Here is a 16,444-nt window from a genome sequence, read left to right on the forward strand (position 1 = left end):
CTGATCATCGTTTTTATCGATGTTTTGTAAATAATTTTCAACTCACGCGATACAGCAGGATTGGGCATTGTCGCAGCATGTTGATTCTCCTGATATGCATCGCGGCGCTCATGGTGCTCATCGAGCGCATCTGGCCTGCCAACGGACTTCCCCGGGTTCGCGGTTGGTGGCTGCGCATCCTGCTCGTCAATCTCGCCCAGGTCGGGGTTGTCATCCTCGCCGGGTTCACTTGGGAGAAATGGCTCTCGGCGGCTTCGCTTTTCCATCTCAGCACATGGCTCGGCGATATCCCGGCCGCGCTGATCGCATACTTCGTCTCCACCTTTGTTTACTACTGGTGGCACCGCGTCAGGCACGAGTCCGCTTTTTTCTGGAAGCTCTGCCACCAGCTCCATCATTCGCCCCGCCGCATCGAGCTGCTCGCCAGCTTCTACAAGCACCCGCTCGAAATTTTCCTGAACTCACTCATCAGCGCCACGTTGGTTTATGCATTGCTCGGCTGCTCGGTCACCGCCGCCGTGATCTACACCGGGCTTACCGCCGTCGCCGAATATTTCTACCACTGGAACATACGCACCCCGCATTGGCTGGGATTCCTCATCCAACGCCCCGAATCCCACCGTATCCATCACAAGCGCAACCACCACACCCAGAATTACGCGGATCTGCCGCTGTGGGACTGGCTTTTCGGAACCTTTCACAACCCGGAGAAATCCCCCACGCGCTGCGGGTTCGATCCCGCCAGGGAGCAGCGCGTCATCGAGATGCTCGCCTTCCGCGACGTCCACAAAACGGAACCCTCCCCCGTGCTGGCACCCACCTGCATCGGCTGCTCGAAACGCTGGGCCTGCACCATGTCGAAACAACTCCACAACCCATGAAAACGCGCAACTTCATCGCCTGCCTCCTGCTCGGGATCGGCTCGTTGCAAATGGCCGGATACCTTACTGGATCAAAAATCCTTCGTGGAGCCGGGCTCGCAAGCGGCATATCACCGTTCCCGAAAGTCTTCTGCGAAGCGGACGGCTACGAGGCCTTCGCAGCCAGCTTCCGTTTGGAGGGGATGCGCGATGGCGACCCGTGGGTCATGACGCTCACACCGGAAATCTATTCCCGCCTCCATGGCCCATACAACCGCCGCAACGTTTACGGCGCATCGCTCGCCTTTGCTCCGCGCCTGCCGATGGAGCTTCGCGAGAACCTCTTCGCACAGTCACTCTCGCCGGGCTCAGCCATGCGCTCCGAACTCGGCATCCCGGCGGACGTCAACGGGTTGAAAGTCATCGTGACTCCTCGCGACGGAGAAAGCCACGGCCCGTGGATTTATGAAATCCAAACCAACTCCGCAAATCCATGAACGCCTCATCCAACGCCATGACCGCATGGCAATTCACCGCTTTCCGCATCATCTTCGGAGCCTACCTCGCCATCCACTTCACCGGCCTCGTTCCCTACGCCACCGAACTCTTTGGAAGCACCGGCCTGATCGGCGACCCATCGCTCAATCCCGCCGCAGGGCTTTTCCCGAATCCGCTCAACCTCGGGCTTCCGCCCGCCTCCCTCGCCGCAATCCTGATATCGCTGGTCGCCCTCTCGCTCTGCTACGCAGCGGGATTCCTACGCCCGCTTGTCTCCATTGTCCTCTGGTTCGGCTGGACCGCCCTGTTCCACCGCAACAACCTCATCTCCAATCCATCCATCCCATACGTCGGCCTGCTGCTGGCACTCTCTGCCATCGTGCCCGGAGGCGAGCCCCTTTCCACCGGCAGGATCCGCGATGATTGGAAAATGCCTGCCTGGATCCCTCGCTGCGCGTGGTTTCTACTCGCCGCCGGTTACACCTTCAGCGGATACACGAAGCTCCACTCCCCTTCCTGGACGGATGGCAGCGCGATGAGATTCCTGTTAGAAAACCCCCTCGCCCGCCCAGGTTTCATCCGTGATTCCATGCTCGCGCTTCCTGACGGATTCCTGGCCTCCGCAACCTGGTTCACGCTTGCCGCCGAGTTGCTATACCTGCCACTTGCTTGCTTCAGGAAAACCCGCCCGTGGATCTGGCTGGTGATGGTCTTGCTGCACATCGGCATCATCCTCGTGGTGGATTTCGCCGATCTCAGCCTCGGGATGCTCATGATCCATGCCTTCACCTTCGACCACCGCTGGCTACCCGGAAAATTCTCAAGGATCATCGTGGCATACGATGGCGATTGCGCGACCTGCAGCCGCTCCATCCGTTTCCTGGCCGGGCAGGATGATCGGGACATCATCCGTTTCACCACCCTGCAAAGCGATCGCGGCAAACAAATGGAAGCCACATCCGGCTCCGGACACCTCACCGGTCTGGTCATCGAGGCGGATGGCGCGATCCTGACGAAATTCCCCGCCGTGATCGCACTGCTAGAATCGCTCGGCGGCATGTGGCGGATAGCCGCCTGCTGCGCCTCATGGCTGCCGAAATCCGCCGGTGGCTTCGCATACGACCGCTTCGCCGCAAACCGCTACCGCTGGTTTGGGAAAAACCTTTCCTGCGGACTTCCGGACGCAGGGATCCGTTCAAAACTCCTGTGACAACCAAAACAAAAAAACGCAGCCGCCGAATCACCGTCCCATTGGCCGTCATTATCCTGCTCTCATTGCTTGGAGGTTGCGGGAGCCAGACCCCACACAAGGGCCGGCTGCCCTTTTCACTCGCGGAAAGGCCCCCTCGCAACGCAGGGAAAACGATGGATGTCATCGCCCGCAACGACCATCCCGGCACCCCATCCGAAAGCGCCGCCATCGCCACCCTCAGGCCGGGTGACGTGATCGCCTTCCACATGAGCCACAGCGAAGCGTGGACGCAGCTGCGCAAGGGGAAAATCCAGAAGATCCCCTACGACCTATTCCGCTACGGACACATCGCCCTAATCGTACCCGATCCTGGAAACGACCTTGCCACATCGGATCTCCGCCTGCTCCAGATCGCCATGAAACAGGCGGCCAATGCGGATGCGGCCACGGATTACCTGGAGGGAAAGCATTGGGTCGCCTACCGTCCGTGCGGAGATCTCGACTTGGCAAGGCTCCATGGGTTCTCCCGGCAGGTCACCATCACCGCCGGGAATGCGGAACATGCCTACGACTACGCGGGAGTGCTCGGACTCCGAAACAAGCCCTATCAGCCCGATTCCATTTCCGAGATCGGCGGGAAATTCAGTTGCGCCACACTCGTGGTGGCCGGATTGCACTATTCCGGCTGCCACCTCGATGCCGTGCACCGCAACGGCTGGTTCGATATCGTCACGCCCGGGCAGGTGGTGGACAGCTCAGTCCGCCAGGAGAAGAAGACCCCTCATCTCCTCTCCGGGAAATAGATCTTCTCCCATTGCTCAGCGATCTTTCGCTGCTCCGGGGTCATCTCATCCATCTGGTGCTTCATCGCATATCTTCCGAGAACGCAAAAGTGGATTACCAAAAAGAATTGAAATGCGAAGATCATGGCAAGGATGGGGAATGCGCCGATATCCCGCGCCACCACCTTGTGCCCGCCGATGTGATCCCAGATCGGTTTGCCGAGCCGCCTCGTCGTGAACCAGCTCATCGCGTTGCATAGGACCGCCAGCAGGCCCCAGCCGAAACCCACCCCCGTGACCATCACCCGCAGCGAGCGCCAGACCGCCGGTTTGAGCGCCAGGGCGGAGCCGTCCTCGTTCACCACCCTCAAGCCCATCAGCCATTTTCCCGGAGTCCATCCCAAGCTGTGGAGCAACCAGGACTCGATGGCGAACCAGGGCATGTACATGGACAGCAGCAGCCACATGTTCGCCATCGCAACCTCGATATCCCTGCCGCTCAGATACATCCCCAGCCACCAAAGCGCGGAAAAACCCATCAGATCCAGCCACCGGGCCCAGAACCTCCTGCCCAGATGCGGATTCGGCTGTCCGGACTTATCGAGATGCCCGGTCGGCAGCGGAGGTGGCAGCGCCTTCGCACGCCCACCTCCGAAGCTCTTGCTGAACAGCTCCAGCTCACCCACCGGCGTCCACTCCGCCAGCCCCTCATGCCAGACCATTTCATCCCGCCCCATTTCCCCATGCTCGATCCTGCCACGGATCTCATAATCCGGATACGGGCCGGAACGCTTGCCGTTGATGATGAGCCAGATTTCCATGGTCAGAGATTGCGCAGGGATTTCGCGGCATCGCTGCGGGCTGCGAAAAATGCGGGAACCAGCGCCGCAAGCGAACACAAAACAAAGGCGAGGAACCCGATCACCGCCTGCTCCAGGGGATCGTTGAATGCCGGCAAGACCCCGAATCCGGTCAGCTGCGCGGAAAAGGGATCGAACCCGATCAGCCGCATCCCCTCCTGCACCACCCCGCGGAAATGGATCACGATGCGCCCGAGGCCGACCCCGAGCGCCGCCCCGAGCAAGCCCAGCAACATCCCCTGATAGAGGAACACCCGCACGATCTGGCCCGGCGCGGCACCCAGCGCCTTCATCACCCCGATCTCGCGCCTCTTCTGGATCGTCACCGTGAACATCACCGCCATCATCGAGAACGCCGACACCAGCACGATGAACGAAAGCGCGAAATACATCATCACCCGCTGCTGGCTGATGAGCGCGAAGAACGCCTGGTATTGGTCGCCCCAGGTCTCAACATACCGCTCCGGGCCAAGGCTTTTCCTCGCCGCCGCCGCCACCTCCTCCGCCTCATACGGATCCTCCAGCCGCAGCGCGATCCCCTGCACCTGGCTTCCCAGCCCCGCGAGATCCTGTGCCAGCGGCAGCGGCACGAAAAGATCCGGCGTCACCGCCATCTGCGAGGCGGAGTAGATCCCGGCGACCACCGCCTCCTTGGGCAGCACCAGGCTTTTGAGCCCTTTGAGGATTTCGCCATCCATCTTCTCCGCATCCGTTTTCTCCAACGCATCGAAGCCATCGATCACCGCCTCCTTGTTGTCTTTGGAAAAGCGGAAGATAGCATCTCCTTCCCCGCGCTCCCCGCCCTCCATCGCCCGCAGCAGATTTTCCACCATCTCACGCTCCGGGGCACGGATGTCCTCGGCGAAGATCATCTCAAGGGCATGATACGCGCCGATCAGGTCATCGGCGGGCATCGTGAAATTCTCCCCGTCCTCGGACCACTTGTCCCGCAGCACCTCGGACACCGTCGCCCAGTCGTCCGCATACGCCTCGCGCGCCACCGGCTTCTCGGTCGCCTTGTAGGCCTGCATCACCCCCTCAAAGTTCCGCGTCGAATACAGCCGCATGGTGTCCCCCACCCGCAGCTTGAATTGCTCCGCCACGATGGAGGAAATCACCGCCCTGTCATCCAGACCGAGATCGGCGCTGGAATCGGGGAAATTCTCCAGATCCAGCATGTCGGAAACGCCTTTCACCTGCGCCGCATCGCCGGTGTCTATCCCCCGGAAACTGACCGGCCGCTGCCATGAGCCGACATCGAGGATCACGTTGTCCGCCACGAACGCCGTCGCACCGGCAACACCGGGGATGCGCGCCGCCTCATCCGCAAGATCCTGCCAAGGCGCCGCATCCTCCTCATCCGGCAGCGCCACCGTCCTAACAAGAACGTGAGGGGTGAACCCGAGCAGCCGCTCCTTCACATTCCGCTCCAGCCCCGCGAACACCGCCATCACCACCACCAGCACCAGCACGCCCAGCAACACCCCGACCAACGAGATCAGGGTGAAGGATGAAAGCACGGCGCGGCGCGGATTCAGATACCGCCTGGCCAACATGAAACTGAAAGAGCGCTTTTCGATACGCAGACCTAGCCCCATCCCACCCCCCGGCGCAACCAAAACCGGAAGCAAGCGGAGGCTGACAGCTGCCTGAAAATCGCTTTGCCCGCCCAAGGAGAGCTCTCCGAAGGCATGCACCGCCTGTTTCCCCTTCTCCACGGTCTTCCCGGCGAGGCAATCGTAGGCCAGGGCGAGCTCGGCGATGGTGGTGAGGAGACGGGAATGGCGGAGTTCGAGGAGTTTGCTAGGGTGGATTCCGAGCCCTTTTCCCTGATTCCGGCATGGATTACGGAATGCCCGGGATGGACGAGGGCACGCGGTGCTGTGGATCAAACTCCGAAACACTACACAATCGACATTTCCGCCTCACCCGCCGAACCTCCACGACTTGATCTCGCCCACCACAGTCATCCTCTCGGTGCTGCCCGTCTATCTGCTGATGGCAGGCGGGGCGGCGCTCAGGAAGCTTGGCGTGCTCAAGCAGGAGCATGACGCCGGGGTGATGCATGTGATCTTCTCGGTGCTGCTGCCGTGCTTCATCCTCGACAAGATGCTCGGTGCCGAGGTGCTGCGGGATATACAGGTTCTCGCAACCGGCACGGGACTCGGCTTTTCACTCATCATCCTCGGCATCGGCATCGGCTACCTTGCGGGAAAAGCGATCGGCCTCACGCCCGGTCACGGGATACGCACCTTCGCGCTCGCCACAGGCTGCCAGAACTATGGCTTCACCGCCGTCCCCGTGGTTGAGATCCTATGGGGCACATCCGCCGTCGCCCTCCTCTTTGTCCACAACATCGGCGTGGAAATGGCGATCTGGTCGGTGGGAGTGATGCTGATGTCCGGGGAAACCGGCGTGCCGTGGAAGCGCCTCGCCAACGGCCCCATCATCGCGGTGGGGATCGGCCTTGTGCTGGTCATCCTGCATGTGGATCATCTGGTCACCGGCCCACCGCGAACGGCGGTTTCCATGCTCGGCACCGGAGCTTTCCCGCTGGCGATCATGATGACGGGGGCGACGATCATGGATCTGGCAGGGAATGAGAAACCCTCCTGGAGAATCATCACCGCCGCGTGCGTGGTGCGCCTGGCCATCATGCCCGCCGTCATCATCCTCTGCGCGAAATTCATACCCATGGCCGCCGAACTGCGCCAGATCCTGCTGGTGCAGGCGGCAATGCCGGCCGCGCTCGTACCCATCCTCCTAGCCCGGATCTACGGCGGGCGCCCGGCTGTTGCCGTGCAGGTGGTCATCGCCACGACCGTGGTCTCGGTTTTCACCCTCCCCTACATCATCACCTTCGGCATCCGCTACCTGGATCTCACGCCGATCAGCCCCTGAGCCCAAGAATTTCCAACAATGCCCGAAACACCCGCAACGAAAGCCGTTTCCCTCCAGCCCGCCATCGACGGCCAGCTTTCCCCCGCCGAGCGCACCGCCCTTTTCAAGCGCTACATCGGCGCGGAGCAGGCGCGCATCCTCGCCCTCCACAATGCGGGCGGAGGGGGGCTGGAAATCGCACGGGCGCGCGCGGAATTCATCGACACCCTGATCTCCACGATCCTGCAGGCGACCATCCGCTCCCACGGAATCGAGGAATCCCCCATCGCACTCGTCGCCGTCGGCGGATATGGGCGCGGCACGCTGAACCCGGGCTCCGACATCGACCTGCTTTTCCTCCTGCCGCGGGCTTCTACGAAGCTGCCAAAGCCCGTCCAGGAACTCGTCCAGCAGATCCTCTACCCGCTCTGGGACGTCGGCTTCAAGGTCGGCCACTCCTGCCGCTCCACCGCCGAGTGCATCCTGGAAGCCCGCGCGGACCCGCAGAATTTCACCGCGCTTATCGACACGCGGCTCATCGCGGGGAACACGGAGCTTTATGCGGAGCTCGTGGAGAAATTCGCGAAAAACTGCCTCTCGAAAAAACCCGACGCTTTCGTGGCACTGCGGCGCCAGGATCTGCGCTCCCGTTACAAAAAAAGCTCCCACACCGTTTTCCTGCAGGAGCCGAACGTGAAGGAATCCTGCGGCGGCCTGCGCGATTACCAGAACATCCATTGGGTTGCGCGGGTGAAGACGGGATCTGAAAACCTGCAGAAGCTCGTCGATGACAGGCTCATCACCGCCGCCACCTTGCGCGAGATCGACGAGGCATACGATTTCCTGATGCGGGTGCGCAACCAACTCCACTACCACAGCGGGAAATCCACGGACATCCTCACACTCCAGCTACAGGGAGTGGTGGCCACCGCCTTCGGATACCCGCAGCGCAGCATCCTGCGCCGCACCGAGGCCTTCATGCGGGACTACTACCGCCACACCCGCGCCCTCTACCGCCACACCACCTCCCTGATGGAGACTTTCGAGATCCAGCAGGAAACCGTCGCCGAGAGCGGCATCGGCTCCTACCTGACCTTTCGGAAAAAGAAGCGCGAGGAGTTCGACGGCTTCATCGCCAAGGAAGGCCGCATCCATCCGGCCAACCAGGACATTTTCAGGGATGATCCGCACCGCATGATGCGCCTCTTCCAGCACTGCCAGCAGCGCAACCTGCGGCTCTCCCCCCAACTCCGCCGCCTTGTCGCCAGCCACTGGGAGGACATCGACAGGCCGTTCCGCTACCTCAAGGCGAACCGGGAGACCTTCCAGGCCATCCTCGAGCGCAAGGGCGAGGTCGCCAAGACCCTTCGGCAGATGCACCGCATCGGTTTCCTGGGGCGATACCTGCCGGAATTCGGTGCGCTGGACTGCCTCGTCCAGCACGAGTTCTTCCACCGCTACACCGCCGACGAGCACACCCTCCGCTGCATCGACGAGCTCGACAAGCTCGTCGGAAGCACGGATCCCTCGCTGGAGGTTTTCCGCCGCATCTTCCACCAGATCGTGGATCCCTACGCCCTCTACATCGCCCTCATACTGCATGACACCGGGCGCTCGGAAAACGTCCGCGAGCACATCGATGGCTCCGCCATGCTCGCCATCAAGCTTTGCTCACGCCTCCAGATCAAGGGGCCGCGCCGCGCACTCATCATGTTCCTGGTGGACAACCACCTCACCTTCTGGCGCACCGCCACCACGCGCAACCTGGAGCATCCGGAGGTCATCGCGGAGTTCGCCGCGATCATGAAGACCCCGGAGAAGCTCGATGCCCTCTATCTCTTCACCTACTGCGATACGAACGGCACCGCCCCGGGAGCATGGAACGGCTGGAAAGCATCCCTCATGCAAAACCTGCACAAGGCCACCCGCAGGTTCCTGCAGGAAGGGCGCGAGGGCTTCGCACGCAAGCTCGATGCCGACCGCAAGGCGGCGCGCGCCGAGGTGACCGCCATCATGCGCGAGGACTACCATGCGGAGATCCGCCAGCACTTCGACCGCACCCCGGCGGCCGCCTTCGCCTACCGCGAGGCGTCGGACATCAAGACGCAGATCCGCACCGTCCGCCATTTCCTGCTCGCGGAGAAAGACGCGCAAACCCCGGATCCGTTCTGCATCAAGTGGATCGATGAGCCGGAAAAAGGATACTCCGAGATGGTGCTTGCCTCCCGCGACCGCCCGCTACTCCTCGAAAAGCTCTGCTGCGCCCTCGCCTCGGAGCAGATCAACATCCTTTCCGCAGATCTCTTCACCCGCAGCGACGAGATCGTACTCAACATCTTCCGCGTCTGCACGACGAACTTCGAGCCCATCGCCGATGAGGCAGCCCGCAACCGCGTCACCGCAACTTTCACCGACATCCTTGGAGCCGAAACCTACGATCCGGAAACCTACCTCAAGCGCAAGGCGAACTTCCTCAGACCCCGCACCGAGACCGGCCTCTCCGTGCCGGTGCGCGCGCATGTGTCGAACGATCTCCACCCCACCTGCACCACCGTCGAGATCCAGGCGCAGGATAGGATAGGCTTGCTGCACGACCTTTTCCACACCATCAACGAGGCTGGCCTGGACACCGCGCACGCCCGCATCTGCACGGAGAAAGGGGTGGCCATGGACACCCTTTACATCACCACGGCGGACCACAAGCAGATCGGCGATCCGGAAACCCTGCGCATGCTGGAAGACAAATTCAGCCGGCTCGTTGACCGCCCCGATGCCTAGCCCCGCGAGCTCCGGAACCATCCGGTGATGCTGGCCCGCGTCTTCCCCGCGGGCAGCACCTCATGCCAATGATCCCCGGCCAGGAAGCATACCAGCGTCCCCAGTTTCGGCTCGACCATCACAAACTCCCCCTCCCTGTCCCCCGGCTGCGTCCATATTTTCAGCTCCCCTCCATCGCCCGGCTCCCAGCCGGGGTTGAGGTAGAGGATCACAGTCACGATCCGATCGGAGGTCTCCCGGTGGCGGTCGAGGTGCGGCTTGTAGAAACCGCCCTCAGGATACACCGCGAAATGCCCCTCGAAATCCATCAGCCCCAGGTAGAGCCCCCGGTTCAGCGCCAGCCGCACCTCCTCCAGCCTCGTGAGGTAACGCCGCTGGCATTCCGTAATCTCACCATCCCGCAGCCACATCACATGATCCATCCGCACATCCTCGCGGATCACCAGATCCTTCCCGCGCCCGACCCCCGCCCGGCGGAACTCGCCCTCCTCCCAGGCCGCCCGGCTCTCCGCCGAAAGCACGCCGGCAAGATCCTTTTCCAGGAAACCCGGAAGCGCGATCCACCCGGATCGCTGAATGCCATCAACCAATTCGCCGACGGATGATGTGAGTTGGTCGGGCAGGGCTACGCGTTCTTACGTTGAATGCAACGTGGTGGCCCGACCCGGATTCGAACCAGGGACACGCGGATTTTCAATCCGCTGCTCTACCAACTGAGCTATCGGGCCTCACGGCCTGCCCTTGCGGGCGGGCGGCGAGTAAGTCTCCCCGCCCCCGCTTTGACAACCCAAAAATCATCTTCGCTCCGGAAAATCTTCCCCATCATCCGCCCGCCGAGATGGAGAACGGGAATGAGGGAGCGTGTCCCCTGCCCCAAGGAGGGGCGCGAATGCTTGCGCGCGGCAACCCCGGAAAGATCATCCCGAGGCATTTCCCACATTCCCATCCGGCGGAAGAATTCGCGCCGCCCCTTGTCCACCATAGAACATCCGCAAGCTTTGCCCGGCAATCTTGCAGCCCGGGCGGGGAAGCAAGGTGACGATCCCGTCACAGTGCCGGACTCCCTTCCCGCCGCCGCCGCGCCACCTTGCGGGGCATCCGCATGGAGCTGTTCCTCATCGATGCCATCGGCCCGTTCTTCCGGGGCTATGAAAAGCGGCGGATCAACTGGTCCAAGATCCCTTTCACCCACCTCAAGACCTCGGGACCGGAGGCGGGGGCGCAGTGGGCGCAAATCCGGGAGGACATGCGGCACCTCGCCCGCGAGGTCTGCGCGCTCGGTTACAACGCCGTAACGCTCGACGACCTCGCCCATCTCGCTCCGCACCCGCTGCACGAGCCGGGGATCGCGGCGGACATCGCGTTTTTCCGGGAACAGTTCGCCGCGCTCTTCGAGATCCTCACCGAGGAGTTCAACCTCGCCGTCTATCTCACCAGCGACATCATCCCCCTCACCCCGGCCATCGAGGCCTCGCTAGCGGGGAAAAAGGACGAGCTGGAGGATTACTACCTGTCCCTCGTCGATGGCGTGCTCGCCGATTTCCCGCAGCTCTCAGGACTCGTCCTCCGCATCGGCGAGAGCGACGGCAACGATGTCACCGATCCCATCCGCACCAAGCTCCACCTGCGCAACCCGCGCGACACCAACCGGCTGCTGCGCAGGCTCCTCCCGCTCTTCGATGAAGCCGGGAAAACGCTCATCCTCCGCACCTGGACCGTCGGCGCGCACAGGATCGGCGATCTCATCTGGCACCGCGGCACCCTTGCGCAAACGTTGGCCGGGCTTGACTCGGAACATTTCATCGTCTCCATGAAGCACGGCGAGAGCGATTTCTTCCGCCACATACCGCTCAACAAGGCGTTTTTCCGCGTCAGGCAGAAAAAGATCATCGAGCTGCAGGCGCGGCGCGAATACGAGGGTGCGGGCGAATACCCGTCCTACATCGGGCGTGATTGCGAGCGCTTCGCCCGCGAGCTGGGGGGCGCGGAGAACATGGTTGGCATCTCCGTGTGGTGCCAGACGGGCGGCTGGCACCGCTTCCGCCGGCTCGCCTTCCTGCCAGGAAACCCAAACCCGGACATCTGGATCCGGCTCAACGCCGCTGCCGCGGTCCATGTTTTCCGCTACGGGAAAAGCGTCGAACAATCGGTCTCCGAAGCCCTGGGCGCGGACAAGGCCGCCGCCGCCCTGGAACTGTTGCGCCACGCCGACACGCTGGTGAACGAACTTCTGTACATCCCGGACTTCGCGCGCCAGAAGCTGTTCTTCCGCCGCGTCCGCATCCCGCCGCTGCTCAATGTCTATTGGGACTGCCTTTTCATCAACCACGCCGTCAGCAAGGTGCTCCGCCACTTCGTCCCGGATCCGGAGCAAACGATACGAACCGGCGAGGGAGCCGCCACCCTCTTCCCGGAAATGATACGCCTTGCCAGGGAGGCGGAGCTCCCCGTGGCCGACATCCTTCACATGCGGGATTTCTTCGCCTTGCTGCTGCTTGCCAGGCGCTACTATTTCCTCCCTTTCGATGAGACGCTCTCCGCCCGCATCCGCTCCGCGAAAAAGGGGTACAAGCACCGCCACCCCTCCCATGACCGCCAACGCTACCGGATCAAGCTTTCCTTCGAACCCTTCAAGGTGAAGCGGCGCACGCTCTCGTGGGCCTCCTCAATCCTCCTGCGGAAACAGCGCGGCTACCGCATCATAGACCACCTCTTCACCCTCCACCTGCTCGGCTACCTGTTCCGCCTCTTCAAGCCCCGCAACCCCCGGGACATGCCGAAAATCCTGAGGAAATCCGCGATGGGCATAGACGCCCTCTTCAAGTGACGGGCGTGGACGATAGGGAAAAAGGAAGGCCGCCGGGGTGTCCCTACCCCGGCGGCCGATAAGATTGCCATCTCTTCACCCACACCCATGAGATCGGATAGACAACTGCTGTTACACCCTTACATGAAGGCGGCATGGCCGGTCTTCAAGGGGGATAGACCTTAAACTTTTACGGATGTTCAAACTTTCTTTAAAAAAATTGATGGGGCACTTTTGCTGCATGACCGGCGAGGTGGAAAGCCCTTGATTCTTGGGCAACGCTCCCCAAGTCTTCCGCCGATGTCCCACGAACATATCGATGTCCGCTACGTGGCGAAGCTCGCCCGCCTCGACCTCACCGAGGAGGAAGCCACCGTTTTCCAGGGCCAGCTCGATTCCATACTGCACCATGTCGAATCGCTTTCCGCCCTGGATCTGCCGGACGATCTGGGCACCGAAGACCACGCAAGCCTCGCCATGATGCGCGACGACAGCCCCGGCACCAGCCTCGCCCCCTCCCTCGTCCTGGCCAACGCCCCCGAACAAGCGCAAGGCCAGATCCGCGTCCCGAAAGTCGTCGCCGACGCCTGAACAAAAAGGAAATCTCTGCATTTCAGAATTTCAAAATTTCAGCTTTTACCCAGAAAATGACCCTCACCAGCCTCCGCCAGAGCTACGCGAACGGCGAAACCACGCCCTCCTCCATGCTCCGCAGCCTTGCGGAAAAGATCTCCGAGCGCGACGCGATGACCGGCGCCTTCGTTTCCCATGACATTGATGCCGCCCTGGAAGCGGCCGGGAAAGCCGATCTCTCAAAGCCCCTCGGCGGCCTGCCCATCGCCATCAAGGACAACATAAACACCCTGGGCCAGCCCTGCACCTGCGGCTCGAGGTTTCTCGATAATGCCTACACCGCGCCCTACGACGCCACGGTCATCCGGAAACTCAAAGAGGCGGGAGCCATCCCCTTCGGCCGCATGAACATGGACGAGTTCGCGATGGGTTCCGCCACGGAAAACTCCGCCATCCAGCTCACCCGCAACCCGCGCGATCCGGAACGCATCGCGGGCGGTTCCTCGGGAGGCTCCGCTGCGGCGGTTGCGGACGGCACGGCCTTCGCCGCGCTCGGATCGGACACCGGCGGCTCGATCCGCCAGCCCGCCTCGCATTGCGGCGTGGTCGGCCTCAAGCCCACCTACGGGCGCGTTTCCCGATACGGGCTGGTTGCCTTCGCATCCTCGCTGGATCAGATCGGCCCGCTGACCCGCTCGGTGGATGATGCGGCGCTCATCCTCCAGGCCATCGCCGGGCACGATCCTCTCGACACGACCTCTCTCAATGTCCCGGTGCCGGATTATTCCGCCGGGATCAACGACGGGGTCGAGGGAGTGAAGATCGGCATCCCCGCCGAATATTTCGGCGAGGGCATCCATCCCGGAGTCCGCGCGAATGTGGAGAAAGCCACCAAGGAGCTGGAAGCGAAGGGGGCGATTCTCGTCCCCATTTCCCTGCCCCACACGCAATACGCCGTCGCCGCCTACTACGTGATCGCCCCGGCCGAGGCCTCCTCGAACCTCTCCCGCTTCGATGGCATCCGCTACGGAAACCGCGCACCGAACCCCGCCGACATCATCGATGTCTATCACCAGTCGCGCGAAAACGGCTTCGGCCCCGAGGTCAAGAGGCGCATCATCCTTGGCACCTACGTGCTTTCCTCCGGCTACTACGATGCCTTCTACACAAGGGCGCAGAAGGTGAGGAAACTCATCACCCGGGATTTCAGCGAAGCCTTCGCGAAGGTCGATGCGATCCTCTCCCCGGTCGCCCCGACCCCCGCCCGCAAGATCGGTTCCTGCTCGGACGATCCGCTCCAGGACTACCTTTCCGACATCTTCACCATCCCGGCGAACCTCGCCGGCATCCCCGCGATCTCAGTCCCCTGCGGCACGACCTCCTTCGACGGCTCCGACAATCTCCCCGTCGGCCTCCAGATCCTCGCACCACACCTCGGCGAGGCCATGATGCTCCGCGTCGCCAAGGCCGCTGAGCAGCGACTCTGATTCCAGCCTTTCAGCATTTACCCAAAGGATGACCCTCGGCTACTGCACCAACATCCACCCTGCCGAAACGTGGGCGGAAACACTCCGTGCTCTCGACACCCATGTCATGGCGGTGCGCGACCGCCTGCTGGAGTCCGGCGAGCAGCCTGCAAACCAGTCCTACCCCATCGGCCTGCGGCTGTCCGCACTCGCCGCCCGCGAGCTTCTTTCGGGCGATCACCTCGGGAGATTCCAGGACTGGCTCGCGGAAAAAAACTCGCATGTCTTCACAATCAATGGCTTCCCCTACGGCTCCTTCCACGGCACCCGGGTGAAGGAAAAGGTCTTCCTCCCCGACTGGACCAGCCGGGAACGGGTCGATTACACGCTAGACCTTTTCCAGATCCTGGCCGCCATCGCCCCCAAAAACGTCGGCGGCTCGGTCTCCACACTCCCCGGCTCGCACAAGACCTTCCACGCCGAGGAGGCACCGATCCGGGAAAACCTCATCGAGATGGCCTATTACATCGAGGATCTCTCGCAGCAACACCAGCTCGACCTCCACCTCGGCCTGGAGCCGGAGCCGCTCGGACATTTCGAGAACACCGCGGAGACCCTGGCGTTTTTCCAACGCCTCCACGATCATGCGAAATCCCCCGCCATCCTCGGGAAACGCATCGGCCTGAACTTCGATTCCTGCCACTTCGCCATCGAGTTCGACGACGCCGCCCCGTCGCTCGATGCGATCCGCGACGCCGGGATCCGCCTCTCGAAGATCCACCTCTCCAACGCCCTCTCGCTCGATCCCGGGAACCCCGCCGCCATCGAGGCCATCCGCGGCTTCGACGAACCGACCTATTTCCACCAGGTCATCGCCCGCCGCCCGGATGGCTCGCTCGAAAGGTTCCTCGACCTGCCCGTTTTTCTCGCCGCCGTAGATGGAGGAAAAGCGAACCCATCCGATTTCGCCGAAGCCCGCGTCCATTTCCACATCCCGCTCGATGCCCAGCCGGAGGCACCGCTCGCCTCCACCCACAACCACGTGGAGCAGACCCTCGCATGGTTCCGCAAGCATCCGTCCGCCTGCAAACATTTCGAGATCGAAACCTACACCTGGGGAGTCCTTCCCGGAAAACTCCAGCGCCCCGTCGAAGAGCAGATCGCCGCCGAGTACCGCTGGGTTCTCGGGCAGCTAAATTCCACTTCCACTGAACACAGATCACTGCACACTGACCACCCAATCTCATGAACGACATCAAGATCACACTCCACACCTCCGCCGGCGACATCGACGCCACCTTCTACTCCTCCAAGGTCCCGATGACCTGCGCGGCCTTCCTGAACCTCGCCAAGCGCGGCTACTACGATGGCATCGCCTTCCACCGTGTGATCGCGAATTTCATGATCCAGGGCGGCGACCCGACCGGCACCGGCCGGGGCGGCCCGGGCTACAAGTTCGCCGACGAGTTCCACCCGGATCTCCGCCACCGCTCACCCGGCGTATTCTCCATGGCCAACGCCGGCCCCGGCACGAACGGCTCGCAGTTCTTCATCACCCACAACGCCACCCCGCACCTTGATGGCAAGCACTCGGTGTTCGGCCAGGTGACCAACGGCCAGGACGTCGTCGATAAGATCAAGCAAGGCGACAAGATCACCTCGGTCACCATCCATGATGACACCACCGATCTCTTCGAGGCCCAGAAGGACAACGTCGAGCACTGGAACAGCATCCTCGACAAAGCCTGA

General features: G+C 62.3%; 14 protein-coding genes and 1 tRNA gene. 11 read left to right on the forward strand and 4 right to left on the reverse strand.

The window, feature by feature from the left end; translation table 11 throughout:
- Positions 1-77 precede the first annotated feature (77 nt).
- The 4 genes from HZ994_05225 (at position 78) to HZ994_05240 (ending at position 3,353) form a co-directional block, all read left to right on the forward strand.
- Positions 78-881, forward strand: a complete 804-nt coding sequence (locus HZ994_05225; GenBank protein ID QTN31750.1) for a sterol desaturase family protein — start codon at positions 78-80, stop codon at positions 879-881.
- On the forward strand, positions 878-1,357 hold the full coding sequence (locus HZ994_05230) for a hypothetical protein (protein QTN31751.1): 480 nt from the start codon (positions 878-880) through the stop codon (positions 1,355-1,357). The genes HZ994_05225 and HZ994_05230 overlap by 4 nt, the downstream gene beginning before the upstream one ends.
- Positions 1,354-2,568, forward strand: a complete 1,215-nt coding sequence (locus tag HZ994_05235; GenBank protein QTN31752.1) for a DUF393 domain-containing protein — start codon at positions 1,354-1,356, stop codon at positions 2,566-2,568. Before HZ994_05230 ends, HZ994_05235 begins: the two co-directional genes overlap by 4 nt.
- A gap of 155 nt (positions 2,569-2,723) precedes the next feature.
- On the forward strand, positions 2,724-3,353 hold the full coding sequence (locus HZ994_05240) for a hypothetical protein (GenBank protein QTN31753.1): 630 nt from the start codon (positions 2,724-2,726) through the stop codon (positions 3,351-3,353).
- On the opposite strand, the gene HZ994_05245 is transcribed toward HZ994_05240, so the two are convergent.
- On the reverse strand, positions 3,332-4,153 hold the full coding sequence (locus HZ994_05245) for an RDD family protein (GenBank protein ID QTN31754.1): 822 nt from the start codon (positions 4,151-4,153) through the stop codon (positions 3,332-3,334). The genes HZ994_05240 and HZ994_05245 overlap by 22 nt on opposite strands.
- A gap of 2 nt (positions 4,154-4,155) precedes the next feature.
- Complete coding sequence (locus HZ994_05250) at positions 4,156-6,084, reverse strand: ABC transporter permease (protein QTN31755.1); 1,929 nt, start codon at positions 6,082-6,084, stop codon at positions 4,156-4,158.
- 55 nt (positions 6,085-6,139) lie between these two features.
- Between HZ994_05250 and HZ994_05255 the strand changes: the two genes are divergently transcribed.
- Together HZ994_05255 and glnD are read left to right on the forward strand one after the other, a co-directional pair.
- Positions 6,140-7,093 (forward strand): AEC family transporter, encoded by a 954-nt coding sequence (locus tag HZ994_05255; protein ID QTN31756.1) that lies wholly within the window; start codon positions 6,140-6,142, stop codon positions 7,091-7,093.
- Between the two features lie 18 nt (positions 7,094-7,111).
- Positions 7,112-9,850 (forward strand): [protein-PII] uridylyltransferase, encoded by a 2,739-nt coding sequence (gene glnD, locus HZ994_05260; GenBank protein ID QTN31757.1) that lies wholly within the window; start codon positions 7,112-7,114, stop codon positions 9,848-9,850.
- On the opposite strand, the gene HZ994_05265 is transcribed toward glnD, so the two are convergent.
- Both HZ994_05265 and HZ994_05270 read right to left on the reverse strand, forming a co-directional pair.
- Positions 9,847-10,440 (reverse strand): 2OG-Fe(II) oxygenase, encoded by a 594-nt coding sequence (locus HZ994_05265; protein QTN31758.1) that lies wholly within the window; start codon positions 10,438-10,440, stop codon positions 9,847-9,849. The genes glnD and HZ994_05265 overlap by 4 nt on opposite strands.
- A gap of 62 nt (positions 10,441-10,502) precedes the next feature.
- Positions 10,503-10,578: transfer RNA gene (locus HZ994_05270), tRNA-Phe, on the reverse strand.
- Between the two features lie 374 nt (positions 10,579-10,952).
- Here HZ994_05270 and HZ994_05275 point away from each other — a divergent pair.
- The 5 genes from HZ994_05275 to HZ994_05295 all read left to right on the forward strand — a co-directional run bounded on the left by HZ994_05275 (position 10,953) and on the right by HZ994_05295 (position 16,444).
- Positions 10,953-12,677 (forward strand): hypothetical protein, encoded by a 1,725-nt coding sequence (locus tag HZ994_05275; GenBank protein ID QTN31759.1) that lies wholly within the window; start codon positions 10,953-10,955, stop codon positions 12,675-12,677.
- Between the two features lie 279 nt (positions 12,678-12,956).
- Positions 12,957-13,247 (forward strand): Asp-tRNA(Asn)/Glu-tRNA(Gln) amidotransferase subunit GatC, encoded by a 291-nt coding sequence (gatC, locus tag HZ994_05280; GenBank protein ID QTN31760.1) that lies wholly within the window; start codon positions 12,957-12,959, stop codon positions 13,245-13,247.
- A 56-nt stretch (positions 13,248-13,303) separates the two neighbouring features.
- The gene (gatA, locus tag HZ994_05285) at positions 13,304-14,716 is read left to right on the forward strand and encodes an Asp-tRNA(Asn)/Glu-tRNA(Gln) amidotransferase subunit GatA (GenBank protein QTN31761.1); all 1,413 of its coding nucleotides are present in this window, start codon (positions 13,304-13,306) and stop codon (positions 14,714-14,716) included.
- 28 nt (positions 14,717-14,744) lie between these two features.
- Complete coding sequence (eboE, locus tag HZ994_05290; GenBank protein ID QTN31762.1) at positions 14,745-15,944, forward strand: metabolite traffic protein EboE; 1,200 nt, start codon at positions 14,745-14,747, stop codon at positions 15,942-15,944.
- Positions 15,941-16,444: a peptidylprolyl isomerase gene (locus HZ994_05295; protein ID QTN31763.1), complete on the forward strand. Its 504-nt coding sequence runs from the start codon at positions 15,941-15,943 to the stop codon at positions 16,442-16,444. Before eboE ends, HZ994_05295 begins: the two co-directional genes overlap by 4 nt.

The organism is Akkermansiaceae bacterium, from assembly GCA_017798145.1.
In the GTDB taxonomy this organism is placed as follows: domain Bacteria; phylum Verrucomicrobiota; class Verrucomicrobiia; order Verrucomicrobiales; family Akkermansiaceae; genus Luteolibacter.

What these genes read in the sequence shown, in the direction of transcription:
- HZ994_05225 (QTN31750.1), top strand. Translation starts at nt 78, where the DNA reads ATGTTGATTCTCCTGATATGCATCGCGGCGCTCATGGTGCTCATCGAG.
- HZ994_05230 (QTN31751.1), top strand. Translation starts at nt 878, where the DNA reads ATGAAAACGCGCAACTTCATCGCCTGCCTCCTGCTCGGGATCGGCTCG.
- HZ994_05235 (QTN31752.1), top strand. Translation starts at nt 1,354, where the DNA reads ATGAACGCCTCATCCAACGCCATGACCGCATGGCAATTCACCGCTTTC.
- HZ994_05240 (QTN31753.1), top strand. Translation starts at nt 2,724, where the DNA reads ATGGATGTCATCGCCCGCAACGACCATCCCGGCACCCCATCCGAAAGC.
- HZ994_05245 (QTN31754.1), bottom strand. Translation starts at nt 4,153, where the DNA reads ATGGAAATCTGGCTCATCATCAACGGCAAGCGTTCCGGCCCGTATCCG.
- glnD (QTN31757.1), top strand. Translation starts at nt 7,112, where the DNA reads ATGCCCGAAACACCCGCAACGAAAGCCGTTTCCCTCCAGCCCGCCATC.
- HZ994_05275 (QTN31759.1), top strand. Translation starts at nt 10,953, where the DNA reads ATGGAGCTGTTCCTCATCGATGCCATCGGCCCGTTCTTCCGGGGCTAT.
- gatC (QTN31760.1), top strand. Translation starts at nt 12,957, where the DNA reads ATGTCCCACGAACATATCGATGTCCGCTACGTGGCGAAGCTCGCCCGC.
- gatA (QTN31761.1), top strand. Translation starts at nt 13,304, where the DNA reads ATGACCCTCACCAGCCTCCGCCAGAGCTACGCGAACGGCGAAACCACG.
- eboE (QTN31762.1), top strand. Translation starts at nt 14,745, where the DNA reads ATGACCCTCGGCTACTGCACCAACATCCACCCTGCCGAAACGTGGGCG.
- HZ994_05295 (QTN31763.1), top strand. Translation starts at nt 15,941, where the DNA reads ATGAACGACATCAAGATCACACTCCACACCTCCGCCGGCGACATCGAC.